Source organism: Desulfotruncus arcticus DSM 17038, assembly GCF_900113335.1.
GTDB lineage: Bacteria > Bacillota > Desulfotomaculia > Desulfotomaculales > Desulfallaceae > Desulfotruncus > Desulfotruncus arcticus.
Genome location: NZ_FOOX01000018.1, coordinates 86,447 through 111,068, shown reverse-complemented (window position 1 = coordinate 111,068; position 24,622 = coordinate 86,447). Strand labels below are relative to the sequence as shown.

Here is a 24,622-nt window from a genome sequence, read left to right as displayed (position 1 = left end):
AACCTTCTTATCGAAAATTCTTTTGGTGAGAATTAGTCATTGTACCAAGCCTGAGGATTTTAGGTAATATTTTAAAGGGGGTTTTTTAATGTTTCAAGACAAAATTTTAACATGCCGTGATTGTGGTCAGGACTTTACCTTCAGTGTTTCTGAGCAGGAATTCTTTGCTGACAAAGGATTCACAAATGAACCAGGACGCTGCCCTGAATGCCGTGCACTTCGCAAGCAGAATTCTAATCGTGGTAGTAATTATTCACAAAACAGACGTGAAATGCATTCAGTAATCTGTTCAAACTGTGGGCAGGAAACGACCGTACCTTTTGTGCCCAGCCAAGATAAACCTGTATATTGCAGGGATTGTTACCAGAAATTAGCTTCAAACCGAAGAGTTGGATCTTACCGATAGACTAAATATGATTTATGATTAAGGAGCTTTTTAAAAATGAGCTCCTTATATCTATTAGGGGGCTTAATGGCAAAAAATAATCGCTCTTCGAATAAGAAAAAAAACACAACAGACAGATCATATAAACCAAAAACATTCGTTAAAAGTTGTTGTTTATGCGGTAAACAATTTATTCTGCCATTTCAACCAGATATTGATAAAGATATGATATGCCTTGAGTGTTTTCAAAAAAATAAGAATAAAAATCAATAAAAAAACCTTCCTTCGGGAAGGTTTTGCTAATTAAGCATAATAATCGGGTTCACTTACTCCAATTAGCCTAACGTTACCCAGGCGGAGTTTTTCCTCACAAACTACACGATCATATCGGTTGCGGGCAAATCTGTCTTTTTCATCTACCAGGTAATGCGTAACCTTTGGTTCGTTAATAGCATAGATAAGTAAATTAACAAATCCTTTATCTTTTTCCACCCTATAGTCTGAATGGTCAATAAATCCCCATTTTAAAATTACAATATTGTTGTCACTGGCGTATTTCTCAATGCGGGATTTTTGAGCCGGTAGGCTTACGTTTTTTTGTTTCGGGCATTCATCAGAAACTCGGCATTGGGCAACAGCATAGGTTACTGCTTTAATCTGTTTTTCGCTCATGTTAATTATGTCTGACACATCTCCACTCCTCGTTTCTGCGACTTTATTTGTTTCCTTTGGATCCCAAGTAAAAATATAACCCATTAATTTTCAAACACCTTTATTCAGTTCCAGCATTCGCATGGGTTAATCACCTCTGTGTTAATTATATCACAATTATTATACATAGGGGCCATCGCGGTCATTTTGGCCAGTTATATTTTGGTTTTGCTGCCGTCAGTAATATTCTCGTGGCAATAGTGTATTCAAGGAGGCGGGAAAAGACCCGAACCTTCAGATGAGCTTAAAAGTGCGAAAAAGGTGCAAGAATAAGAATGGCCCCAATATTCATCAGGGCCGCATCGGAAAGACCAACTGTTACAGTAATAATGCTATAGATTCATAACATTTCTTCATTATTTCATAATATTCATCAAATGACTGATTTCCCTGGGCGCTTTTGCTGCCCAGAACCACGCCGAGCGGATCTATTTTATGCATAATTTCAATTTCTTTTGCGGTTGGTGGATTAACTGTTTTTATATCTTCAGCCAGCTTAAGCTCCCAGCCGACATCGGACTTTACTTCTTCTACGGTTACACCGGGGAATAATTCATCTAAATACATTTCTTTGGATGAAGGGTCAAATCTAAAGATACACTTATTGGTTATTACAGCTTCAGGACCTCCGCCCTTTAACCCAAACTCTTCTCTTGCTTCACGGCCGGTAATGAATCCGGGACTGGTGATATAGTCGAGCTTCTCAACGAATTTTCTTTTTTCCAGCTTCATTATTATCAGCACCCTTTTAGCTGATGAAGCAAGGTCATTAGCTCCGCCGGAACCGGGCAAACGCGATTTAGGTTTTTGATACGAGTTCCCGGGACCCATAATGACTGTAGTGTTAAGATTCCCGAATTTATCAATTTGTGCCCCACCAATAACGGCGACATCAATGAAACCCCGTTGTACATCACCAAGAACCCTCCATAATTCGGTGGCAACAAGAGCGTTATCGGTGGTTGCATTATCAGAAATGCTCCACGGAAGCCTGCGGCTGACGGCTCCGACTCCTCCGGCTTCATATATCAATACGGAATTGGTTGCATGGATCTTGCTGGCTACAACTCCTGCCAATAGTGGAATACCTACTCCTATGAACACGCATTCGTTGTCTTTGATCAGCCTGGAGCATGCGGAAACCATAAATTCCTGTGTAGTATAGTTCATTGCCTTGACACTCCTTCTAATAGTTCTCTATTCTCGGGATTTGGTAATTGTCCCGTTCCATTTTCCGCAATTTAGCCAGTCTGTCGGAACCTAATTTCCGCAAGTATTCTTCAAAATTGTCCCAGCTAAAAACCCACTCCTGCAGCCAGGCGTTAAAACCTTCCTGTGAGCGGGAAGCTTTAAGCCATTCTTTTCTGAACGGCGTATCCAGCCAGTAATACCCCGCAACTCCAAGAGGATGCGCGCCGAAAGGTAATTCCACGACAGCATCCACACAATAAAAAGGTATCTGGGTCATATTGGGGATCTTCCTGATTTCAGATGTGGGGATGATTTCCTCGCAGGTTAAGATTACTTTTTTAGCCGAGCGGGCAATGTTTATATCATTGGCAAGCATGCCCCAAATCTGAGCGTTGCCCATTTTATCCGCTTTCTGTACGTGAATAAAGGCAACATCCGGTTCCGCCGCGGGTACGAGGTTGACATTTTGGCCCTTATAGGGGTCCTTAAATGTAACTATTTTATCGTTATATGTTGGGATATCCGATCCCGACATGGATAGAACCGGAAGAAAAGGAACACCCAGCGCCCCCGCCAAAAAGCGCATGCCGATGGCCAGGTTGGTGTAGTCTTCGACCTCCACGTGCCGGGGGATACCTTTTTCAACAGATCTTCTAAAGTTTAATCCGCTTCCGATTACCCCGACCCATACATAAGCTGACTCAACTTTTTTAACCAGCCCTGCTCCCAGCAGTAATTCAACTGATTCGTCGTGGCTATCGACAATTATGGTAAGATCTTTTTTGTTTTGCCTGATCAGCTCATAGCTGCAGGCAACCGGTTCGCGAGATAAAATTCCGCCCAGGGCGATTGTATTACCGTCGTTGACCAGCCCTTGTACTGCTTCGGGTAAAGTTGTCACTTTATTAACCGTCAAGATATGACCCCCCAGTTATCCTATTTGACTATCAGGTTTGGCAACCAGGTAACCAGTTGTGGAAACAGTGCTACGGCCAACAGGGTAATAGCCTGAATTCCGACAAAGGGCCAGATTGCCGAGTAAATATCGCTTATGGTTAGGCCCGAAGGTGCAACAGCTCGTATTACAAATAAATTAAAACCAAAAGGTGGTGTCACGTAAGCCATGCACATGTTAATAACGAACAATATGCCGTACCATAGCGGATCAAATCCAAGGGCACTGACTACCGGTAAGAAAAACGGGCCTGTAATCAGGATGATTCCTGCTGGATCAAGAAACATGCCCAGGATAAAAAAGATAGCCTGCATGCCGATCAATATAGCCCACCTGTTTACATCCATTTCTGTAACCAGACTGCTGAACCATTGACCGACACCGGACATGGTAACCAGGCGGGAATAAGCAACTGCGCCGATAATAATCCAAAATACCATGGAGTTGACTCCAACACCCATGATCAGCATTTTTTTAAGATTTTCCCCGTTCATTTTGTGTTTGATAAAAGCACATATGATTGAACCCACCAGACCGATTCCAGCCGCTTCGGTAGGCGTTGCGATGCCAAGGTAAATTACGCCCAGGACCAGTAAAATTATGAACATCGGCAGCCCTACGGATTTTGCCGACTCCATTTTTTGAGCAAATGTATAGTTCTCCTCCGAGGGCGGTCCGTCTGCCGGATTTTTTATGCATTTGTAAGCGATATAGGCAATAAATAACACGGCCATTAAAATACCGGGCAAAATGCCGCCAAAAAACATTTGTCCGGCGGATACCTCGGCTTCGCTGGCATAAATAATCATGATTACACTGGGTGGAATGATGATGCCGAGAGCTCCGCCGGCACAAATCGCTCCGGCAGCCAGTTTTTTATTATAACCTCTATTTAACATTGAAGGCAGGGCGGTTAAGCCAAGGGTTGCGGTAGCAACGGTGCTGATGCCGACCATGGCGGCGAAGATGGCGGAAATTATCACGGTTCCGATAGCCAGTCCGCCTCTTAATTTTCCCATCCAGCGATTGATCATTTCGTACATATCGTCGGCCAGGCCGCTAAACCGCAAAACAGCTGCCATCATCAGGAATAGGGGTATGGAGGTTAGCGTAAAGCTGGTAAGCTTCCCCAGGGAACCAAGTGTAACCGCATAAAAACCGGCAGTGCCTCCCCATAGGAAATACCCTATGCCCAAAGAAAGACCGCCCAGTGCAAAAGCTACCGGAACACCCAAGCCCATAAAAAGTAATAAAGAACCTAAAAGAATCAATGCCAATAAAGATGGCTCCATTGCAATTAGTCCTCCTCATCAACTGTATTGCCGAGAGCTAGTTTAATGTTGTTGATTAAATCCACTATTGCCTGCAGCCCTAGAAATAGACCACCTAACGGTATCAGCAGTTGGGGAATGAAAAGGGGAATATTGATTACGCCCTGGGTGGTGTAGCCCGCTGCAAGGGACTCAAGGCAGGTGTTGAAGCCAATCCAAACAAAAACACCGCATAAAAGAAACAACAGGGAAGAAGTTAAAATATCAATGATACCTTTTAACCGGGGGGTAAATTTCGCGTAAAATATATCGACTTTTACATGCTGCCGGGCCAGTAGGCCATACCCTCCGGCCAGCAGCGCAACCGTTGCGCAGATATAACCATCCATGGCAAAAGCCCATTGAATAGAATATTTCATGGTGGAACGCAGTATGACATCGGCTGTAATTAAAAACCCCATAAATAAAATTAAAATTCCACAAATCCACATGATAAGTTCATTTAATTTTTTAACTGTATTTTTATATAAATTCAATATTAATACCTCCGTGATGATGTAACAGGGCATTACCCTGTTACATCATTTGGGCTAAAATCTTATTGGGACAACCATCTTTCTTCCCAGTTTTTGGAGTCGGGATTTTGGGCTTCCCATTGTTGGATGTCGTCTTTTAGGAGATTAACCATTTCCGCGGTATTGGCATTTCTGGCGGCAAATTCATCCCACAAAGGCATAGCCGATTCTTTGAACTTATTGAAGTCTTCTTTGCTCAATTTGCTGACGGTTACACCCTTTTCATCACACATTTGCAAAATGGAGTCGGTAAGCTTTTCCGAACCTTGAATTGCTTCTTTTTCTATATCGGCAGCCACCTGCTCAATAGTTTTTTGCAGGTCTTCAGGCAAAGCGTTCCATTTATCTTCGTTAACTAATACGTAGCAAAGGAATGGGTCGATAAAGCCGGGAAGCGTCAGGTTTTTGGCTACTTCGTAGAATTTATAAGTATCAATGCTGTAAAGAACGTAGATGGTCCCATCCATGGTTCCTCTCATCATTGCCTCGTATTGTTCAGTTGGATCAATGTTAATCGGTGTCACGCCCATGGACTTGTACCAGGTTGGCCACATGGAAGACCCCATGCGAAGTTTGATGCCTTTTATATCGTCGTATGAAGCAATTGGCTTGGTTGAAATCAAACCTTCAATACTGACAGGCCAGTAAAACAATAATTTTACTCCTTGCTTTTGATAAGCCTCTTCAACCATTTGGCCAACTTTAGTTTCCCGCATTACGTGCATGGCATGCTGGTGACCTTTGCTCCAGAAGGGAAGCCAAATGACGTCGGATTCAGGAACCGTGCCGCCCCAGTAAGAGGTTGAGCTTTCCATGTCAATAACGCCTTTCTTTAATGCGTCCAGCGCCTGATCGTTGGGGGCCAGCTGGCTGTTATAAAAGATATTAATTATTACCTGCCCGTTGGTGGCTTCACTTACACGCTTGGCGAATTCATCGTGAGCGATGTATTTTGATTCCCATTCATGGGTGGGTGGAGGATAAGAACAGTTAAGGTTAAGTGTATAAGTTTTGTTTTCAGCCGCTTGTTGGTTGGAATCAGAGCTTCCGTTACTGTTGCCGGAGTTGCCGCAAGCTGTGGTTAAGATGGTAACAACAGCCAGCATTGCAATGAGAAAAAACACCAATCTTTTTTGCACTTTTATAAATCCCCCTTTTTTTATAACTCCCCATAGTAAATCTAATATTAGAAGCTTTTTTCCACCTCCTCGTTTGAAAAACCAGGTTTTGTACAATTTTAAAAAGAGTTTAATTGCTTTAACTTTTGCAAATTGTATGCCAATTGTGATTTTTTTGGACTAAGTACTTAATATAGGACTAGCCGAACAAATTTGATCAAACGGCATTCATCTTATGTTTCAATTTAAAACAAATGTTGTAACAGATTATAACCCGACGATAATTAGGACGTCGTATCTTCACAGGTTCTTGACTTTTTTGAGCATGGGCTTGAGTGCTGTTTAATCTGGCGGGCGGGTGGGCGGCCGTACAGGTTGCATCTCTTTAAAGCAATTTACTCCTGGTCAATGTTCCCAAAAATACAGCCGGGGGAGTATAAAACATACTCCCCCGGCTTGCTAGCTGAATCTTTCACTTGGATTAGGGCGTTTAATTTTACCTTACCCGGCAACTGTTGTCCCGGCATGAAGAATTAATGCTTAATCAATCCGCTTGCCTGGAAATGGATGGATCATTTCTATATGATATTGACTTTGCTTAAAACCTTGTTCATATTTCGCACGGCACACATCTTGCCGCACATGGTACAGGAATCTTCCGCTTCAGGCTGGGACTCGGCCCTGTAACGGCGGGCCTTTTCAGGATCAATGGCCAATTCAAACATTTTAGCCCAATCAAGATTGCGCCTGGCTTCGCTCATTTGATCGTCCCACTGCCGTGCCCCCGGTACTCCCTTGGCTAAATCAGCCGCGTGGGCGGCAATTCGTGATGCGATAATTCCTTCCTTCATATCATCCAATGTAGGCAGGCGCAGGTGTTCCGCCGGAGTGACATAACAGAGAAAATCCGCGCCGTTGGCGGCGGCAATGGCGCCTCCGATAGCGCTGGTGATATGATCGTAACCCGGCGCAATATCGGTGACCAGCGGACCCAAAACATAAAACGGGGCGCCGTGGCAGAGCTTTTTCTCCAGAAGCATGTTGGGCGCTATCTCATTTAGGGCCATATGTCCCGGGCCTTCAATCAATACCTGGACATCCTTCTCCCAGGCCCTTTTGGTCAACTCGCCCAGCACGATCAATTCCTGTATTTGCGAAGCGTCGGTGGCGTCTTTGATGCTGCCGGGGCGGCAGGCATCCCCGAGGCTGATGGTTACATCAAAACGGCGGCAGATCTCCAGCAAGTCGTCAAAGTACTCATAAAAAGGGTTTTCCCTGTTGTTTATTTCCATCCAGGCAAAGAGCAGCGCCCCGCCCCTGGAAACAACATTGGTGAGGCGGGGATTATTTTTAAGCCTTCTTCCGGTTTCCCGGTTAATGCCGGCATGAATGGTCATAAAGTCCACACCGTCACGGGCATGCTTTTCCACAACGCCAAGAAATTCTTCCACGCTGATATCTTCAAGTTCTTTGTCATAGAAGCCCACGGCGTCATATACCGGAACCGTACCTATAGCAGCCGGTGAGGATTGAACCAACTTTTGCCTGAATGTTTCTGTCTTGCCGAAACAGCTCAAGTCCATGATGGCGTCAGCCTTCATGGCAACAGCCAAACGAACTTTTTCCATCTCGGATGCAAAATCGCAGCAGTCCTTGGAAACTCCCAGATTAACATTTATTTTAGTTTTCAGTCCCCGGCCAATGCCGCAGGGTTCCAGGGAGGCATGGTTAATGTTGGCCGGAATAACAACACTGCCCTGGGCAATGAGATCCCGGAGCGCTGCAACATCAATGCATTCTTTCTTAGCAACGGACTCCATTTCTTGTGTTATAATCCCTTTTCGGGCCGCCTCCATCTGAGTATTGTAAGACATAAAATTTATCCTCCTTTTTTACCTGAACACGTTACCAATACCTGAAGTTTGATGCTAATATACGGTCCATATTATTCCCCCGCTTATAGTTAACGGTTAATCAAAAAACCGCAGTCCCAAAGGAAATGCGGTTAAACACAAAGAAAAACATCACATCCCTTCGCTGGTATTATCCAGTACCTGTGCTATACAGGCAGCGCCGATCAGCGCTCAGGTTCCAGGGTAAGCGGGTGTTTCCCGCACTCTCAGCTCCACATCAGGAACTCCCCTTGTTGTTAATATTTAGTTGTTATTAAATCAAGAATATCACAGTAATATTCCTGTGGCAATAGTGTATTCAAGTAGTATATTGCTTCTATTTTTGAGGATTCAGGATATTTTGACCGGAGTCCATGATGTTGTCATAGTACTTTAATTTTTTATTTACCAGCTTTAGCAGATCCTTGTATTCCTTAATATGATTTTCAATAATTTCTTTCTGTCTAAGAATAATCTGACGCCTTTGGGGTATAGTATTTTCTCCGAGGCGGCATAGCTCCACATAATCCTTGATATAAGCTATGGACATGCCTGTGGCCCTCATGCAGCAAATAAGCTGAAGCCATTCGAGGTCAACATCGCTATATTGTCTGGTCCCATTGGCTGTACGCTGAATGGGGGGTAAGAGTCCTTCCTTTTCATAGTAGCGCAATGTATATGAAGATATATTAAATTTTTGGGACACCTCTTTGATTGAATAACTCATCTCTTTCGCCCCTCGTATAAGAAATGGTTCCTGCCATGCATATTATATGGGTTAAAGCATACTCTAAGCAATGAATTTTATTTTTTGGCATTGACTTAGAGTTAACTCTAAGTAATATACTAAAAGCAGCTTGGACCTCTTGCAACGGCCGCCTTAGTTCGGGGCATGCAAGCCAATACATCTTAGATCGTTAATGTCCTGAAACAGAATTGATATACTATTCTGCTGTGCAGTAGTGGGAAAAAGGGAGGAATTATTTTGTTGTACAGAAAGTTTGGCAAAACCGGTGAAATGGTTTCCGTTTTGGGATTTGGCTGTATGAGACTGCCGGTTATCGGCAACGATCCAACCAATATTGATGAGAAAAAAGCGATTAACATGATTCGGTATGCTATTGATTCTGGCGTAAATTATGTAGATACTGCGTATCCATATCACGGTACCGGTCTTACTCACGGCGGAGCAAGCGAGCCTTTTCTTGCTAAAGCCTTAATGGATGGGTACAGAGAGCGGGTCAATTTAGCGACAAAGCTTCCCAGCTGGCTGATTAAAACAAGAGCCGATATGGACAAATACTTAAATGAACAGTTGGAGCGCCTGGAGACCGATGTCATTGATTTCTATTTGGTGCATTCGCTAAACAAAGATGTTTGGCCAGGATTAAAAGAAGCCGGGATTAGCGAATTTTTAGATCAAGCGATAAAAGATGGAAGAATTAAATATGCGGGATTTTCTTTCCATGATCAATTTGATTTGTTTAAAGAAATCGTAGATTATTATCATTGGTCATTCTGCCAAATTCAGTATAATTACTTGGATGAAGATTTTCAGGCGGGCAAGAAAGGGTTGGAGTATGCAGCGCAAAAAGGGCTTGGCGTTGTTATTATGGAACCTCTGAGAGGCGGTAATATCGCCAATCTGCCCAAAGCGGCAAAAGCTGTTATTGATCGGGCCGATGTGCGGAAAACACCGGTGGAATTGGCTTTACGCTGGGTATGGAATCATCCGGAAGTATCCGTTGTATTAAGTGGCATGACCGCCATGGAGCATGTTGTGGAAAATATCAAAGTGGCCCGGGAAGCGCAGGCTAATTCATTAACCGCCCAAGAAATGAAAATTATTGATCAGATTAAGAATCTTTTTAAAGAAAGAATAAAAGTGAATTGTACAGGTTGCTCGTATTGCATGCCTTGTCCCGAAGGCATAAATATTCCCGTATGCTTTTCAACATATAACGACTACTGGGTTTTTGACGCCCCTCCTGCAGCTAAGGGAATGTATGAGATGTGGGCGAAAATGGGGGCTCCCGCCTCCAAGTGTTTGGAATGCGGCAATTGCGAGAGCCATTGCCCGCAAAGCATTGCCATTCGTGACGAACTAAAGCGTGTTAAAGAGTTATTTGAGTAATGGTTGAGATAAATTGATTTGAGTACGCGCCTCCGCCCCCATTGGGATGCCGGAGCGCTTCTGGAGAAGGGTTTAAAGGACACGCGGGCTTTTCTTATGGACACTATCTTGGTAGTGGGATATCGTCATCCACTACCAAGATTTTAGTTTTAGACACAGCTTTAAATCCCTCCGTCATCCTGCTGCCGTTTAAGGCAAAGCAGAACCACCTGTCTGGCCCAGGTGGTTTTGGGCTTTAACTAGTAAGCGGTTGGTATATTGTTTCTCTGAGTAATCTGCATCCATAATTTTATCAAGTTTGCTTTAGTATAGCCAGATAATACTGATTTACCTAAGGAATTTAGGAGTTATGCTCTCCTGCCGGTATAAATGAGTACCGCATCCCTTAAAAATGCTGCTGTCCCAGGTTGATTCTTATCATAATAGGCAGTAAATCTCTCGTTATCTACATACATCTGAGTAACTCCTATATGTGCTTCTTTGGTATAACAATCCCAATAATAGCTTAACCATTGACGATGTAGATCCGCCGCTTTTTGGGCCGGCTCGCCGGCCGGATCACCTGTTTTAAACGCAGCTTCGAGTGTTTTAATAACCTCGCTACCAAGTCTTTCAACATCTTCATACTGTTCTTTTGACATGCCTTTGACTTTTTGATACGACTTATTAACAGCCTCGTCACCATATTTTTCACGAATTTTCTTGCCATACTTCTGTTCATTATCATTGATTAACTTTTGCTTAAAGCCCTCAAATTTTTCTTGATCATTCATCGTAATTCTCCCTTCTTTTAACGCAATCGTTTTATCAATATTCGCAATCAACAGGTCCAATTGCTTTCTTTTTTCAAGAAGCTTATTACGGTGTTCTCTTAGCGCTTTTACACCATCAAAGGAAGGTGAGGTTACTATTTCTTTGATGCTCTCCAAACTCAAACCCAGCTCTCTATAAAAAAGAATCTGTTGTAACCTGTCAACCTCATTTTGACCATATATGCGATATCCTGAAGAGTTAATTCTTGCCGGTTTAAGAATGCCTATTTCATCATAATACCTTAATGTTCTAGTGCTGATACCTGCCATTTGACCTAGTTTTTGTACTGTATATTCCATCGCCCGCCTCCTGACAAATTAACTATACACCTTTACGCAACGTCAATGTCAACAGGTATGAAATCCAGAAAAATTTGGTTTCTCAATTAGGGGATTATCCTATTGCCTTAATTAATTGGTCAGTTTGGCAGCTTTAAATAGTGTTGTTTTGCCTTTTTTTTAAAAGGGGGCTTTATTTTACAAACCAATTCTATCGGTTGGCAGCATAAGAATGTGATCAAATGGTATTTCTAATAACCAAACCCAGGGCAATAATACCCTGGGTTTTTGTATACAATGTTTGGTAAATTATATCATTCCATGCTACCTGTTACATACCGGCCTGCCGTTCCGTAAGCAGCTCATGTGCCTCGTTTACCCCCAGGTCGTGGTGTATAATTCCGTCAACCGCCGCCAGCAGCGCTTCCGGGTGGGGGCTCTGCCAGATATTGCGCCCCATTACTATTCCCCGGGCACCGCCCTGGATGGCTCCGTAGACCATTTTTAATGTATCCAGGTCTGTTTCGCACTTTGGCCCTCCGGCAATTAATACCGGTACGGGACATCCGGCCACCACCCGGTCAAAATCCTTTTCGGTGAAATATGTTTTTACCAGATCGGCTCCGTGTTCTGCCGCCACCCGGGCTCCCAAAGCAATAAAGCGGGGGTCCTGCTTCTTGTCCTCATTAATTTTCCCCACTCCCACTACTCCCAGCAGCGGTGTGTTCCAGCGCCGGCACCGGCCGGCCACCTGAGCCAGGTTGATGAGGGTATCATGCTCATAGGGTGACCCGATAAAAGCGGATACGGCTACGGCGTCGGCCCCCAGGGCCAGTGCCTCTTCAACGTTCCCGGTCAAGCCCTCGCGGGTCAATTCCGGCCCGGCAATAGTGGCTCCGCCGCTAATGCGCATGATCACGCCCGGACATCCCCGGGGATGAAAGGCGTAACGATAAACTCCCTTTGTTAATAGCCAGGCATCTACCATACCGGTATTTTCCAGCTTGGAAATGGTTTCCTGCACATTGACCAACCCCGTCATCGGCCCCAGGGCCATGCCGTGGTCCACGGCAACCACCAGGGAATTTCCCGAGGCACTGTCAAATAGCCTGCGCAATCTAATTTGCATACCGTCCATTATTAAAAGCCCCTTTTTTAATTATTTATTCAAGTGATTTGCTCAAATACCTTGCCGCTCCCTTTGGTCGGATGCCGTTAGTCCATGATGACGACTCCTTTAATCATGCTCTGTTTGCGCACCTGCTCCACCGCGTCCAACATGTTATCCAGTTTAAAACGGTGTGAAATCATATCACGCACTTCAATCTCCCCGGAAGTTATCGCGGCCAGAGCACGCTGAAAATCAAGCGGAGTGGAGGCAAATGTGCCGGTTAAATTGATTTCTCCGTAATGCAGCCAGCGCGGATCAATAGTCAACTGCTGCCCCGCCGGCGGCCCGCCGAAGATATTAAAGGTACCGCCTTGGCGCACCGCGGGCAAACACTGCTCCATAACCGGGGGGATACCCAGAGCGGCTATGACCATATCAGCTCCCCGTCCTTCCGTAAACCGGCGCACTTCATCTATAAAATTGTTCCGTTGGGTGTTAATACACAGGTCCGCTCCCATGCGCCGCGCTATATCCAGCCTGGCATGATTTAGGTCCGCCACTATCGCGCGGGCGCCTAGATGACGTGCCACTTTTAAGTGAAACAGCCCCATGGGGCCGGCCCCGACTATGGCTACGGTATCCCCGCTCTGCACCTTCCCCTGACGGGCTGCGGCCAAACAGCAGGAAAGGGGCTCTGCCATAGCGGCCTGTTCAAAGGCAATGGACGGGGACAGCTCGCAGACCCCCTGAATGTCAATAATCTGCCGGGGAATGCGCACATACTCGGCAAACCCCCCGTCAATGCCGTGGGCCAGGCCAAATTCCCGCTCGCAAAGATTATGCCTGCCCCGGCGGCAGAAATAACAATCTCCGCATACTGCAATCGGGTAAACCGCTACCCGCTGGCCGGGCTGCAGGCCTACCACTTCGGGTCCCACGCTAAAGATTTCCCCGGCTACCTCATGCCCCAGAATAGCCGGCAGGTTTTTGGGGAGGCCCTGGCCCAGCAGCATTTTAACATCTGTGGCACAGATGCCCGAAGCCCGCACCTTTACTACAACTTCCCCGGCACCCGGCTCGGGGCGGGCCACTTCCTGAATGCGAATGTCGTTAATCCCATATACCACGGCCGCTTTCATAATGCATTCTCCTTTCTGACCTCGGTCATGAGCGCCCTTAATTTATTTAAACTCTTTTGACCAGGCGAGGCTTCCACTCCGGAGCAAAGGTCGATGCCGGCCGGTTTAACAAACGCTATTGCTTGGGCAACATTGGACGGATTTATCCCCCCCGCCAGGAAAGCGGGCAGCGGGCAATTCTTTACCAGCTGCTGAACCAGCTGCCAGTTGCTTTGCCGCCCTGTTCCGCCAAATCTCTTTGAGCCGCTGATAACTGCCGCGGTATCAAACACAACCAAATCAGCTCCCGCCTCGGAACATTCCCACACCAGCCGCTCTATTTCCGGCCGGTTGACTTGTTCATCAGCCGGCGGGAGGTGGATGGACTGCCACATTTGTATCCCTGGATATATTTTTTTAGCCCGGACGATAAGATCCGCCGCCCGACTAAGAAACTGTACCGCAAAGGGTTTTAATGAACTGATTAATAATTCAAGCTTGGTAAAGGATATTTGATGCACCAGCGCCACTGTCGGCCGGTAAGGTGATGCAAATATTTTCCCGGCTTGTTCGATAGTCAGCGAGCGGGGAGAAAAAGACACGTCCACCACCACGCCGATGTAATCAGCTCCTTCGGCGGCAGCCAGCCGGGCATCTTCCAGATTGGTAATTCCACAAATTTTAACTTTGCAGCCAGCCTTCATGCTGATAATTCCTTTCTTCTCCGTTCTCCATTATACTGGCGCCGGTATTATCGATAAATGTTTCAATAATCCTATTTGAGGGCACTTTTTCCGCAGCCAAAAAATTAATCATGCGCTGGTAAACCTCCGTGCTGCGGGTGAGGGCATAAATTGTCGGCCCGACAGAACTCATGCCCACAACCTCGGCGCCAATTTGCCGCAGACTGCCGGTGTACCGGTAAATGGGGGCGCCGAATAATCCGTGCTGTTCGCACTCGGCACGTTTGGACCCCAGGTAGGACAGGTCAAAAAGGGCGTTGCCCATGGCCTTCAGGTCCCCCCTGGCCATAGCCGGCAGCAAATCCAGCAGCACTATCTGTGATTTGGTTCCACACTGCAAATGGTCCAGGTAGCGGGCCCGGCGCATTAATAGTTCAACCTCCGGTTGGGCGGCCGTGTCTTTGCCTGTAAACTCATCGTCCAGGCTGGGCACCTCCGGAATAATAATTAAAGCCCGGGTATCCGGCAGGGGGATGCGGTAAATCAGCTCCATATCATCAGTGGCCAGCACCATGCCGCCGTTTATACCGGCCATAGCCCCTATCCCTGTTTCAAAGCCCCGGATCAGATAGTTTTTATTCATGGCGCTTTCTTCGCAGGCGTTGAAACCCAAAATCCGGCGCAGTTCCCGGTTATTGAAAGGGCGGCCCAAAACTTCATTGATGCCGACACAGGCCGCCGTCATGGAACCAGTGGATGAACCCATTCCCACATGACGCCGCCCGTGATCATACAGTTCAATTTCAAATCCGCCGGGAAAGCCCAATATCTCTTTAAATACCCGGGCAAAATGTTTTACAATGAGCGTGCGCTGGCCCTGTACGATAATTTCCGGATTTTTAGTGGACCGTACCCGGGCCCGGAAGTAAATGCCCACCGCAAGACCGATGCCGCCGCCACCGGGCCGGGTGGTGTTGAAACGGTTCATATCCAGCACGGTGGTATGCAAGCGTGCCGGTACAGTTACCTCGACTTCCCTTTCCGCAATTTCCTCAACCTTGCGGGGCTCTACCCCAAAAATTTGGGGGTGAACAATAAAATCCTTTTGACCGGGTTCAAACTCCTCCAAAACAGTTGTTATGCGGTCAAAGGGTCCACCTATAATACCGATTTCAATTGATTGTTTGCGCGGCATAATTGACGTCTTATTTATTGCCATACTACTGTCCTCCCATTTTTTTATCTGCCTTTAACGGATTGACCTGAACTAACACCATGCTGCCTGACTGCTGCTGCAGCTATCCCACCTCCTTTTACCCGTTGGCCGGGCCCAAAAATAAAAAAACACCCCGGCAGGGTGTTTTAGGTAAAAAATATATTAATGCCAATGTTAAAGTTAAACGAAGCTAAATACACCGGCACATATATCCGAAGGCTGCATCAAAGCTGCCTTGATCCTATTTACCATCCTACCATTCTACAACTTTGATTATAATCCAACTGACAGATTATTTCAACACATCATGGATATGCCATAAAAGGCCGCAACCCCATAGACGGTTATTGGTTATATGTTTAATATTATTGGAGCTGCCTAAAGGTAATTGTCATCCGGAAAGCGAAATCTAGAACAAGCTTAGGCAGGCTTGTTGAATGGCAATAGTAGCAAGGGAGATGATGGAATATGCCGGGTCAGGAAGATTTGAAAAAGGATATCTTAGATCAAGATTTATGTTCTTCTTGCGGCATGTGCGTGGGGCTGTGCCCATATATAAAAACAGCCCGGGACAGGGTGCGGGTGATTTACCCCTGCGGGCTGGCGGAAGGTACGTGTTACAGCATTTGCCCCAAGACAGGGGTGGACGTTGGAGCAATGGACCGGGTTGTTTTTGGCCGGGAAAGGGAAGATCAGGCCCTGGGCGTAATGCAGGGATTATATATCGCGCGGGCGGTGCAAGACAGGGCTGCAGGGGCCCAGTACGGCGGCGTGACTTCAGCACTGGCGGCTCTGGCCCTGGAAGAGGGGCTGGTATCCGCAATGGCTCTGACCGGCGGGGATATTTTCAACCCTTATCCGGTGCTGGCCCGTAATGCTGAAGAAGCCAGGGCCTGTGCCGGGTCCAAGTATACAGGTGTTCCCACGCTGGAGATATTGAACAGGGCGATACGGGAGGGCCTTGATCAGCCGGGTATAGTCGGCCGGCCCTGCCAGGTGCTGGCTGTGCGCAAAGCGGCACAGGGCCGTTTACCGGGGGCGCAGTTCAATCAGGTTGGATCATTCGGGCTGGTGCTGGGGTTGTTTTGTTTCTGGTCGCTGGATTCGGAATTTTATCATTTTCTGGAGCAAAAAGTTAAAGAAAAAATAATTAAGATGGACATTCCGGTGGCAGGTCCGGTTATCGAAACAGCGTCAGGTACTTACCGGTGGCAGGTGGAAGATTTGCGGCCCTATATTAAAAAGCCTTGTAATTTATGTTTGGACAGCACTTCTGAATGGGCCGATATCGCGGTGGGTTCCACCGAGTATGACCCGGCCTGGAATACAGTGGTGGTGCGTTCGGACAAGGGGCGGGAACTGCTTGACCTGGCGCTGCGGAAAAATGTGCTGGAGGTTGGGGAATACCCTGCTGAAAGACTCCCTTTGCTCCGGCGGGCTGTGTTGAATAAGAAAATGCGGGTATTGCATATGCCGGAATACAAGCCGGGGCAGCCCGGTTGTCCGGTAGTGCCGCCGGAATACAAAAAGCTGATGGAAGAACAGTGGGGAGGGATTGACCAGTGACCATCATGGGAGTATGCTGCGAAAAGCCGGGGAGCAAGGTTGCGCTGACGGGCAATGAATCCATCGCCCGGGGCGCCCTGGAGGCCGGCGTGGGATATGCTTCTTCCTACCCTGGTTCTCCCACTGCGGAGGTGCTGGGCACGCTGGCTAAATTGGCCCGGCAGTTTAATCTATATGCCGAGTGGTCAATTAATGAAAAAGTAGCGATGGAAGGCGCGGCTGCCGCTTCCTTTGCCGGTTTGCGGTCGCTGGTGATCATGAAGGCCGACGGCCTGAATGTGGCCCTGGACTTTGCCAGCGCGCTGGCCATATCGGGCTGCCGGGGCGGTATGGTTATTGTGGTGGGGGACGACCCCGGCGCCCATTCCAGTGTGCGGGAAGAAGATTCACGCAACCTGTGCAAGGCGCTGCATTTGCCCGTACTGGAACCTGCCTCGGTGCAGGAAGCCAAAGACGTAACCAGGGAAGCTTTTTCCCTGTCGGAAAGCCTGCAACTGCCCGTGGTTGTACGCTGCGTCACCCGGGTCTGCCATGCCAGCGGAGATGTGCTGCTGGGGGAACTGGCCCCGGCCAACAGGCGGGCTGTTTTTACTAAACAGGACCGGGTTATAACCTTTTCCATTAAGCTGCATGCCCTGCTGGAGCAAAAGCTGGCCCGGGCAGCGGATATGGCCGGCAATTCCCGGCTGAACTCCTATCACGGCCCGGGCGATGCCAACCGGCTGGTCATAGCCAGCGGGCCTTGTTATATGTATGCGTTGGAAGCACTGGAGATGCTGGGGCTAAGCGAGCAGGTCGGAGTGTTGAAGCTCGGTATTACCTGGCCTTTGCCTGAAACACTGTTATTAGGATATTTAAAGGCTGCCGGCGAAGTGGTTTTTGCGGAAGAAGTAGAACCCTTTGTGGAAGATAACGTGATGGCCCTAGCGGCCCGTCATTGGGATGAGGTTGGAAGAATAAAATTTTACGGTAAAAGGAACGGGCGGGTTGCCGGTCCCCACGGGCCGGGGATAGGTGAGCTTGACCCCGATGTGCTGGCGCAATCTCTGTCTGCCATATGGAGCACCTCCTATACCAGGCCTGCCTGGCCTAATCAAAAAGAAATCCTGGACCTGCTCGGAGAAAAAATGCCGGATCGTGAACTGGCCCTTTGTGCGGGCTGCCCGCACCGGGCTTCCTTCTGGTCCATCAGGACAGCCCTGGAACTGGACGGGCGAGGCGGCATTGTGCTGGGTGACATTGGCTGCTATACGCTGGGTATTGTCAGAACGGGCTATTATCTGCTGCAAACCATGCATTGCATGGGTGCCGGTGTGGGTATCGCCTCCGGGCTTGGCAAACTGGACTGCTTCGGCTTTGATAAGCCCGTAATTACCGTGGTGGGCGACTCCACTTTCTATCATGCCGCTCTTCCGGCACTGGTTAACGCTCGCTACCACCGGGCCAACTTCATGTGTGTGGTGCTGGATAATGAAACTACGGCTATGACCGGCCACCAGCCGCACCCGGGCCGGGAACTGACCGCCACCGGGGAACCGGCGGATACCGTGCAAATGGAAGAGCTTATCCGCGGCATTGGTATACCATACGCGGTTCAGGACCCTTACGATGTGCCGGCAGCCACTGAAGCTGTATACCTGATGCTGCAGCAGCAAGGCCCCCGGGTTCTTATTCTGCGGCGGACTTGCGCTCTGGCGGCGGTAAAAGGCAAGCGGAAGAACCGGGTTTACGTTGACCCGGCCAAGTGTATCGGTGATAGCTGCGGCTGTGGCAGGTTTTGCAGTAAAGTGTTTGCCTGCCCGGCCAACATTTGGGACGCCGAAAGCGGCAAGGCGCGCATAGATGAAGCTGTTTGCAACGGCTGCGGGGTATGTGCGACGCTTTGTCCCCAACAGGCCATTGTGGTGGAAAGGACGGTGTAAACGGCATGGGCGCTTTTTATGAACCTCTGAATATGATTATTACCGGTGTGGGGGGGCAGGGCAACGTGCTGGCTTCCCAGGTTGTTTCAGTTGCAGCGGCTGAGGCCGGGTACCGGGTGGCGGTGGGTGAAACCTTCGGTGTCTCCCAGCGGGGTGGCTCGGTGATGAGCCATGTGCGCATATCCCGGGACAGACCGTACGGCCCGCTGATCCCCCGTGGCAGGGCTCACGTGATAGCCGGTTTTGAACCGCTGGAAACCTTGCGGGTAATGATGGACTATGCCAATCCCGATACGGTAATTATTATGAACGACCGGCCCAACTACCCCCTGGGGTGCTTACTGGGTGAAGACAAATATCCCCGCCCGCAAAACATCAGGGCGGCGGTGCAAAAAATGGTCAGCCGGATGCACGTATTGCCGGCTACGGAACTGGCCAAAGAGGCCGGCAGCCCGATGGCTGCCAACATGGTGATGACCGGCGCCCTGGCGGGCAGCGGGCTTTTACCCTTCGGCCGGGAATACTTTGTGGAAACAATTAAATCATTGTTTAAGGATCATATCCGCGAGTTAAATCTAAAAGCTTTTACAGTAGGTTTGGAGCACGTTGCGTTACCTGTGAAATAACAAAAGAAGCCCCGCTTTACGTTTCGCGTGCGGGGCTTCTTTTTGACTAATATGATCCCCGGTACAGAGCCCATTTGTTCTGACGTCAAAATAACCCCGCTTGGAATTGCTTCCTTGGCGGGGTTTTATATTGTTTTCTTATACCGTGGGTTTTGAAATGCAGTTTAGAAGAGGCTCAACTTTGGAAATTAACAATAGCGTATGCTGATCTTTTTCTATGGATATTGGACAATTCGACATCGTTCCCGAAGGCAATAAAGAGGTGTTTGTCAAAAACAAAAACTTAATGCCATAAGTTGCATGGGAAATGTCGCTGCCAGAGCTTGTATGTCCTAATGTCCATTTAGGAGGTACCGAAAAAATGAAAGAGAAAATTGCGATGGAAAAAGAAATAAATAATAACAATTTTAAAGGATTAATAAGCTATCTGCGAAAGCATTATGGAGACGAAGGGGTTCAACTGGTAACCCGGGGACTGATTAACAGCGAAAAATATCTCATTGCTGATAAATATGATCCTTTAAAAGTTACCCCCGTTCAAGAACACCACCTGCTGGACAATGCTTACTGGGTTTCCAACGAATTTTCTCTACAACTCCTCGCGAATGTCAAAAAGGTGGTTTCGGGACCGAATCCTTTATTTACAGCAGGGGAAAACTCCGTTATCAATCATATGTCTAAAAGCTCCTTATTTATGGCAAGAATATTCGGCCCCAAAATTCTTGCCCATCATGTATCCAGGCTAAATGCACGTTTTAACCGGACAAAAGAGGTAAGGTTAGTTGAATTGACGGATAGTTCAGCAATATTTGAGCTGCATTATAAACCGGGATATCATGTCACCAAGGATGTTTGTAACTGGAATCTTGGCATTTATTCAGGTATGGCCCGGCTTGCCGGAGTTCGGGGCGGTAAAATTGAAGAGATTAAATGCGTAGTAGATGGTAGTGAATGTTGTGTCTTCACAGTTACCTGGAAAAAAAACAGCTTGATAAAACGTTTACTCAGCTGGTTAATGAGATCTGTCACACAGGAGTTGGTAGAAGACTATGAATTTACTACCAGGCAAAGAGATAAACTCATAGATAACCTCAAACAGTCGGAAGAGCGCTATCGCGTATTGACTGATAATTCATTGACTGGAATATATATAATCCAGAAGGGGGTTTTTGTTTATGTAAATGATCGTTTCACTCAAATGCTAAACTATTCTTCCTCAGAAATGATTGGGAAAAAATGTTGGGAATTTTTACACCCCGAATATCAAGATATAATTAAAGAAAGGCTTATGACTAATTCCGGGGAGAATCAAGTAAGGTTTTATTACGAATTATGTGCTTGTCGAAAAGATGGAGAATTAATCTGGTTTCAAGTTTTATCGACCAATATTGAATACAATAGTCAGTATGCAATAATGGGTAACGTAATTGATATCACTGAACGCAAACAGATGGAAAAGGAAATTGCCCGCCTCGACCGATTGAACCTGATCAGTGAAATGGCTGCCGGTATCGGCCATGAAATTAGGAATCCGATGACTACCGTACGCGGGTTACTACAAGTGCTTGGTGGTAAAAAGGTGTGTATTCAATATAAGGAATACTATGATCTCATGATCGAGGAACTGGACAGGGCCAACTCAATAATTACGGAGTATCTTTCGCTCGCCAGGAACAAAGTAGTAGATTTAAAAACGCAGAACCTCAATAATATAGTGCAAGCCCTGTCTCCGTTAATTCAGGCCGACGCAATGGTCTCCGATAAGTATTATCAAGTGGAGCTAAAAGATATTCCGGATTTGCTCCTGGACGAGAAAGAGATTCGCCAGCTCATTCTTAACCTCGTTCGCAACGGTCTGGAAGCAATGTCCCCCCGGGGAATTTTGACCATAAGAACATTTGCTGACAGCGAAAAGGTGGTTTTGGCGGTACAGGATCAAGGCAAAGGGATTGAGCCACGCTTACTTGAGCGGATGGGCACTCCCTTCTTCAGTACCAAGGATAATGGAACGGGTTTAGGGCTGGCAGTTTGTTACAGCATCGCCGCCAGGCACAATGGCACGATAAAAGTGGAAACCGGTCCCAAGGGAACTACTTTTTACGTTTGGTTCAGACTGTAGCAGAGCTTTGCGGTGGCCGCAACCAAAACATAAAAGCCACCAAGATCCTCTGCCTTTAATAATAGTGCAAACACTGGTATGGAATAATTTCGGAATAATTTCAATTGACAACATTACAATTGGTGTTTAAAATTAATTTAATCATCAACGTTTATTTTTTCATAAATTTGCAAAATCACTTAAGAAGATCTATAAAACCTCGGACAAATTCCTGACGAATCAGGATTCATTGATACTACATAAGATAAAAAAACCACGAAGGCATGACCCGGCGCGAAGCGGGGCCTTTCGTGGTTTTTTATTTTTTACGGCGGGAGGGCGATAACTTAAAAAACACCAGGTACTTACCAGTTATTAGCTAAAAAGGAGTCGATGAATTCATGAAAATCAAAATTATTAAAAAAACAGTACTAATGGTTTTGGTTTCCTTTCTCGTCATGATTTTGCTGACCGGTTGCGGTGGTGGGGGCGGGCCACAGGAAAAGGCGCCGGCAGCCGCTGAAAATGTTTTAAAATTGGCCGCGGCTTTTGATTTTAAAAGCGCCATGGAAGGCAAAATGCTGATATTTGATTCCCTGGTTAAACTGGATCATACCGGCAACATCCAGCCTTCTCTGGCGGAGTCCTGGGAAGTGTCCGGGGCTGGAAAGGATTACACCTTTCATTTGAGAAAGGGCGTCACCTTCCATGACGGAACACCCTTCAACGCGGAGACCGCGAAGCTTTCACTGGAGTGGATGTCCCAAAGTGAAGTTTGGGGAAAGTCTATACAGGACATCAATACCCCGGATGAATATACGGTAACGGTAAGCTTCAACAAGTTTTGTGCCAACTTTTTACAGGACCTCGCAGACTCATCATCCTGCGCCATGCTCTGTCCCGGGGCGCTGGAACCGGCGGGCAGCTCAGAGGGAAAACTGACCAATTTTATAGGTACCGGTCCTTACAAACTTGATTCCTATGAAAAGGACAAGCAGGCGGTTTTAATCCGCAATGACAGCTACTGGGGAGATAAACAAAAACTGGATAAAGTGATCTGGTACAGAATACCCGACCCCCAAGCCCAAATCGTTGCGTTAAAGGCGGGTGAGGTTGATATAATCGGCATTGCCGAGCACCATTCCAGCGTTCCCTATGTGGAGGTGCCAGGATTGAAGCAGGCCGGTTATCAGGTCAGCACCCAATCTTACGGTCGTTACCAGGTGCTGGAATTCAACTGCCGGCGTGAGCCCTTCAACGATAGAAATGTCAGACTGGCTTTCAATTATGCCGTGGACAAGGAAAAAATGGTTCAGGAGCTTTTCGGGGGGCTGACAGAACCAGCCGATACCATCACCGCCCCCTGGTTCAAATACGGCCCCTCTGAAGTGAAAGAGAAATTCACCTACGATCAGGAAAAAGCCAAACAGCTGCTGGCCGAAGCCGGCTGGCGGGACACCAACGGGGACGGTCTGCTGGACAAGGATGGTAAACCCTTCAGCTGCGAACTGCTGATTCCCGCAGGGGAGGCCAATGCCGATGCGGTGGCGGTATATGTTCAGTCCGAGCTTAAAAAAATAGGGGTGGATTTGCAGCTGCTGACACTGGAAAGCAGCTCCGCCGGGCAGAAGAAAAATGAAGGCCAGTACGACCTGTTTGTTCACCATAGCTTTTGCCTGCCTACCACTCCCGGAGGTATTGCCCCGGGGGACAAATATGATTCCGGGGCGGCCAGCTGGAAATACGCCTACCACAGCCCGGAACTAGACCAGTTGATTGCAAAGGCTTTCGGAGACCCGGATGAAACCGGACGGAAGGAGTTTTGCAACCAGATCTGGGATTTGCTCCATCATCAGGCGCCCTGCATTCCCCTTTACGATATTGTCAAACTGGTGGTTTATCGGGACGGTGTTACGGGATTCCAACCGGGAGCCACTATGTTTGATATGGATTTAAAAAATATTGAAGTTAAATAGCTTTGGCCTGGACGGTCAGGCTTGGGGAGGGGCGATAATTGCAAAGCTTAATACTACGGCGGTTTTTTGTGGCCCTGCTGGTGATGCTGACAGCCTCGCTACTTTCCTTTACACTACTTTACTTTGCTCCGGGCAATCCGGCGGAGGCCATATTGAGGCAGCGTACCGGAAATGATCCTAACTTTGAGGAAATCGCCCTGTTTATGGAAAATCACGAACTTAACAAGGCCTATTCCAGCCAATGTATTCAATGGATGTATATGATCAGCCGGGGAGATTTCGGCTCCTCCCTTAAAACCGGCGAACCGGTGCTGCGGGAGTTTTTCGGCAGGTTTGGGGCTACAGCGCAGCTGGCTGTGGCGGCGATGGTTATTTCTCTGCTGCTGGCGCTGCCACTGGGGGTGCTGGCGGCGGTCAGACAGAACTCCCTGCCTGACCACGTTACCAGGGTAGTGGCTCTGCTGGGCATTTCCATTCCGGAATTCTGGCTTGGAATCATGCTGATGGTGTTATTCTCCCTGATACTGGGCTGGCTGCCCTGTTTCGGCAGCGGCACTGTCAAACACTTCGTATTACCGGTGGTCACCCTGGGTACCGGTATCGCCGCTGCCCTGGCCCGGTTGACCAGGGCAGCCATGCTGGAGGTGCTGCCCCTGGACTATATTAAGACGGCCAGGGCCAAGGGTTTGCGGGAACCGGTGATCATCTGGAAGCATGCTCTGAAGAACGCTTTAATACCAGTACTGACAGCCTTTGGCTCGCAACTGGGGCATCTGATGGCCGGGGCGGTGGTGGTGGAAACGGTATTTTCCTGGCCGGGTATAGGAAAATTTCTGGTGGATTCTATATACGCCAGGGACTATCCGGTGATCCAGGGATTTGTTTTCCTGGTGGCGGCAGTATTCGTGCTGGTTAACTTGTTGGTGGACATTGCCTACTACTTCCTGGACCCCCGGGTCAGGTTCGAGAAAGGGTGGCGGTAA

22 protein-coding genes are annotated in these 24,622 nt (G+C 47.6%); 9 read left to right on the top strand and 13 right to left on the bottom strand.

From position 1 onward, the window contains the following. Positions 1 to 88: 88 nt before the first annotated feature. Both BM056_RS20260 and BM056_RS20255 read left to right on the top strand, forming a co-directional pair. A complete protein-coding gene (locus tag BM056_RS20260; protein ID WP_092473870.1) occupies positions 89 to 406 on the top strand; it encodes a zinc-ribbon domain containing protein in 318 nt (105 codons plus the stop codon). A gap of 66 nt (positions 407 to 472) precedes the next feature. Beyond that, positions 473 to 658 carry a hypothetical protein gene (locus BM056_RS20255; RefSeq protein ID WP_092473868.1) on the top strand — a complete coding sequence of 62 codons (186 nt, stop codon included), beginning with the start codon at positions 473 to 475 and terminating at the stop codon, positions 656 to 658. Positions 659 to 688: 30 nt separating this feature from the next. On the opposite strand, the gene BM056_RS20250 is transcribed toward BM056_RS20255, so the two are convergent. The 8 genes from BM056_RS20250 to BM056_RS20215 all read right to left on the bottom strand — a co-directional run bounded on the left by BM056_RS20250 (position 689) and on the right by BM056_RS20215 (position 8,825). Beyond that, entirely contained in the window at positions 689 to 1,075 is a 387-nt protein-coding gene (locus tag BM056_RS20250; RefSeq protein WP_165613629.1) for a recombinase family protein, read from the bottom strand. Positions 1,076 to 1,414: 339 nt separating this feature from the next. Next, positions 1,415 to 2,266: a CoA-transferase subunit beta gene (locus BM056_RS20245; RefSeq protein WP_092473864.1), complete on the bottom strand. Its 852-nt coding sequence runs from the start codon at positions 2,264 to 2,266 to the stop codon at positions 1,415 to 1,417. Positions 2,267 to 2,282: 16 nt separating this feature from the next. Continuing rightward, complete coding sequence (locus tag BM056_RS20240) at positions 2,283 to 3,203, bottom strand: CoA transferase subunit A (protein ID WP_238456569.1); 921 nt, start codon at positions 3,201 to 3,203, stop codon at positions 2,283 to 2,285. A 20-nt stretch (positions 3,204 to 3,223) separates the two neighbouring features. Then, positions 3,224 to 4,534, bottom strand: a complete 1,311-nt coding sequence (locus BM056_RS20235) for a TRAP transporter large permease (RefSeq protein WP_092473858.1) — start codon at positions 4,532 to 4,534, stop codon at positions 3,224 to 3,226. Positions 4,535 to 4,539: 5 nt separating this feature from the next. Further along, complete coding sequence (locus BM056_RS20230) at positions 4,540 to 5,049, bottom strand: TRAP transporter small permease subunit (RefSeq protein ID WP_165613628.1); 510 nt, start codon at positions 5,047 to 5,049, stop codon at positions 4,540 to 4,542. A 62-nt stretch (positions 5,050 to 5,111) separates the two neighbouring features. Continuing rightward, positions 5,112 to 6,227 carry a TRAP transporter substrate-binding protein gene (locus tag BM056_RS20225; protein ID WP_092473854.1) on the bottom strand — a complete coding sequence of 372 codons (1,116 nt, stop codon included), beginning with the start codon at positions 6,225 to 6,227 and terminating at the stop codon, positions 5,112 to 5,114. A 557-nt stretch (positions 6,228 to 6,784) separates the two neighbouring features. Further along, a complete protein-coding gene (gene thiC, locus BM056_RS20220; protein ID WP_092473852.1) occupies positions 6,785 to 8,080 on the bottom strand; it encodes a phosphomethylpyrimidine synthase ThiC in 1,296 nt (431 codons plus the stop codon). Between the two features lie 355 nt (positions 8,081 to 8,435). Next, complete coding sequence (locus BM056_RS20215) at positions 8,436 to 8,825, bottom strand: MerR family transcriptional regulator (RefSeq protein ID WP_092473850.1); 390 nt, start codon at positions 8,823 to 8,825, stop codon at positions 8,436 to 8,438. Positions 8,826 to 9,083: 258 nt separating this feature from the next. On the opposite strand from BM056_RS20215, the gene BM056_RS20210 reads away from it, so the two are divergent. Beyond that, on the top strand, positions 9,084 to 10,232 hold the full coding sequence (locus tag BM056_RS20210; RefSeq protein WP_092473848.1) for an aldo/keto reductase: 1,149 nt from the start codon (positions 9,084 to 9,086) through the stop codon (positions 10,230 to 10,232). A gap of 347 nt (positions 10,233 to 10,579) precedes the next feature. On the opposite strand, the gene BM056_RS20205 is transcribed toward BM056_RS20210, so the two are convergent. The 5 genes from BM056_RS20205 to BM056_RS20185 all read right to left on the bottom strand — a co-directional run bounded on the left by BM056_RS20205 (position 10,580) and on the right by BM056_RS20185 (position 15,454). Then, the gene (locus tag BM056_RS20205; protein WP_092473846.1) at positions 10,580 to 11,344 is read right to left on the bottom strand and encodes a MerR family transcriptional regulator; all 765 of its coding nucleotides are present in this window, start codon (positions 11,342 to 11,344) and stop codon (positions 10,580 to 10,582) included. A 310-nt stretch (positions 11,345 to 11,654) separates the two neighbouring features. Beyond that, positions 11,655 to 12,461, bottom strand: coding sequence for a class I fructose-bisphosphate aldolase (locus BM056_RS20200; RefSeq protein WP_092473844.1), 807 nt, complete (start codon positions 12,459 to 12,461; stop codon positions 11,655 to 11,657). A 77-nt stretch (positions 12,462 to 12,538) separates the two neighbouring features. Then, positions 12,539 to 13,573 (bottom strand): zinc-dependent dehydrogenase, encoded by a 1,035-nt coding sequence (locus BM056_RS20195; protein ID WP_092473842.1) that lies wholly within the window; start codon positions 13,571 to 13,573, stop codon positions 12,539 to 12,541. Then, complete coding sequence (locus BM056_RS20190) at positions 13,570 to 14,256, bottom strand: phosphoribosylanthranilate isomerase (protein ID WP_092473840.1); 687 nt, start codon at positions 14,254 to 14,256, stop codon at positions 13,570 to 13,572. Before BM056_RS20190 ends, BM056_RS20195 begins: the two co-directional genes overlap by 4 nt. Then, positions 14,234 to 15,454 carry a GHMP family kinase ATP-binding protein gene (locus BM056_RS20185; protein WP_092473838.1) on the bottom strand — a complete coding sequence of 407 codons (1,221 nt, stop codon included), beginning with the start codon at positions 15,452 to 15,454 and terminating at the stop codon, positions 14,234 to 14,236. The genes BM056_RS20190 and BM056_RS20185 overlap by 23 nt, the downstream gene beginning before the upstream one ends. 465 nt (positions 15,455 to 15,919) lie before the next feature. Between BM056_RS20185 and BM056_RS20180 the strand changes: the two genes are divergently transcribed. The 6 genes from BM056_RS20180 (at position 15,920) to nikB (ending at position 24,622) form a co-directional block, all read left to right on the top strand. Next, positions 15,920 to 17,017, top strand: a complete 1,098-nt coding sequence (locus tag BM056_RS20180; RefSeq protein ID WP_092473836.1) for a Coenzyme F420 hydrogenase/dehydrogenase, beta subunit C-terminal domain — start codon at positions 15,920 to 15,922, stop codon at positions 17,015 to 17,017. Positions 17,018 to 17,022: 5 nt separating this feature from the next. Beyond that, a complete protein-coding gene (locus BM056_RS20175; RefSeq protein WP_238456572.1) occupies positions 17,023 to 18,939 on the top strand; it encodes a thiamine pyrophosphate-dependent enzyme in 1,917 nt (638 codons plus the stop codon). Next, complete coding sequence (locus BM056_RS20170) at positions 18,900 to 19,565, top strand: indolepyruvate oxidoreductase subunit beta (RefSeq protein ID WP_165613627.1); 666 nt, start codon at positions 18,900 to 18,902, stop codon at positions 19,563 to 19,565. Before BM056_RS20175 ends, BM056_RS20170 begins: the two co-directional genes overlap by 40 nt. Positions 19,566 to 19,926: 361 nt before the next feature. Further along, positions 19,927 to 21,684 carry a PAS domain S-box protein gene (locus tag BM056_RS20165; RefSeq protein WP_165613626.1) on the top strand — a complete coding sequence of 586 codons (1,758 nt, stop codon included), beginning with the start codon at positions 19,927 to 19,929 and terminating at the stop codon, positions 21,682 to 21,684. A 380-nt stretch (positions 21,685 to 22,064) separates the two neighbouring features. After that, on the top strand, positions 22,065 to 23,639 hold the full coding sequence (locus BM056_RS20160) for an ABC transporter substrate-binding protein (protein WP_092473828.1): 1,575 nt from the start codon (positions 22,065 to 22,067) through the stop codon (positions 23,637 to 23,639). 38 nt (positions 23,640 to 23,677) lie between these two features. Continuing rightward, complete coding sequence (gene nikB, locus BM056_RS20155; protein WP_207648229.1) at positions 23,678 to 24,622, top strand: nickel ABC transporter permease; 945 nt, start codon at positions 23,678 to 23,680, stop codon at positions 24,620 to 24,622.

What these genes read in the sequence shown, in the direction of transcription:
- BM056_RS20190 (WP_092473840.1), bottom strand. Translation starts at nt 14,256, where the DNA reads ATGAAGGCTGGCTGCAAAGTTAAAATTTGTGGAATTACCAATCTGGAA.
- BM056_RS20245 (WP_092473864.1), bottom strand. Translation starts at nt 2,266, where the DNA reads ATGAACTATACTACACAGGAATTTATGGTTTCCGCATGCTCCAGGCTG.
- BM056_RS20160 (WP_092473828.1), top strand. Translation starts at nt 22,065, where the DNA reads ATGAAAATCAAAATTATTAAAAAAACAGTACTAATGGTTTTGGTTTCC.
- BM056_RS20165 (WP_165613626.1), top strand. Translation starts at nt 19,927, where the DNA reads ATGAAAGAGAAAATTGCGATGGAAAAAGAAATAAATAATAACAATTTT.
- BM056_RS20185 (WP_092473838.1), bottom strand. Translation starts at nt 15,454, where the DNA reads ATGGCAATAAATAAGACGTCAATTATGCCGCGCAAACAATCAATTGAA.
- thiC (WP_092473852.1), bottom strand. Translation starts at nt 8,080, where the DNA reads ATGTCTTACAATACTCAGATGGAGGCGGCCCGAAAAGGGATTATAACA.
- BM056_RS20180 (WP_092473836.1), top strand. Translation starts at nt 15,920, where the DNA reads ATGCCGGGTCAGGAAGATTTGAAAAAGGATATCTTAGATCAAGATTTA.
- BM056_RS20175 (WP_238456572.1), top strand. Translation starts at nt 17,023, where the DNA reads ATGGGAGTATGCTGCGAAAAGCCGGGGAGCAAGGTTGCGCTGACGGGC.
- BM056_RS20200 (WP_092473844.1), bottom strand. Translation starts at nt 12,461, where the DNA reads ATGGACGGTATGCAAATTAGATTGCGCAGGCTATTTGACAGTGCCTCG.
- BM056_RS20255 (WP_092473868.1), top strand. Translation starts at nt 473, where the DNA reads ATGGCAAAAAATAATCGCTCTTCGAATAAGAAAAAAAACACAACAGAC.
- BM056_RS20235 (WP_092473858.1), bottom strand. Translation starts at nt 4,534, where the DNA reads ATGGAGCCATCTTTATTGGCATTGATTCTTTTAGGTTCTTTATTACTT.
- BM056_RS20215 (WP_092473850.1), bottom strand. Translation starts at nt 8,825, where the DNA reads ATGAGTTATTCAATCAAAGAGGTGTCCCAAAAATTTAATATATCTTCA.
- BM056_RS20195 (WP_092473842.1), bottom strand. Translation starts at nt 13,573, where the DNA reads ATGAAAGCGGCCGTGGTATATGGGATTAACGACATTCGCATTCAGGAA.
- BM056_RS20205 (WP_092473846.1), bottom strand. Translation starts at nt 11,344, where the DNA reads ATGGAATATACAGTACAAAAACTAGGTCAAATGGCAGGTATCAGCACT.
- BM056_RS20260 (WP_092473870.1), top strand. Translation starts at nt 89, where the DNA reads ATGTTTCAAGACAAAATTTTAACATGCCGTGATTGTGGTCAGGACTTT.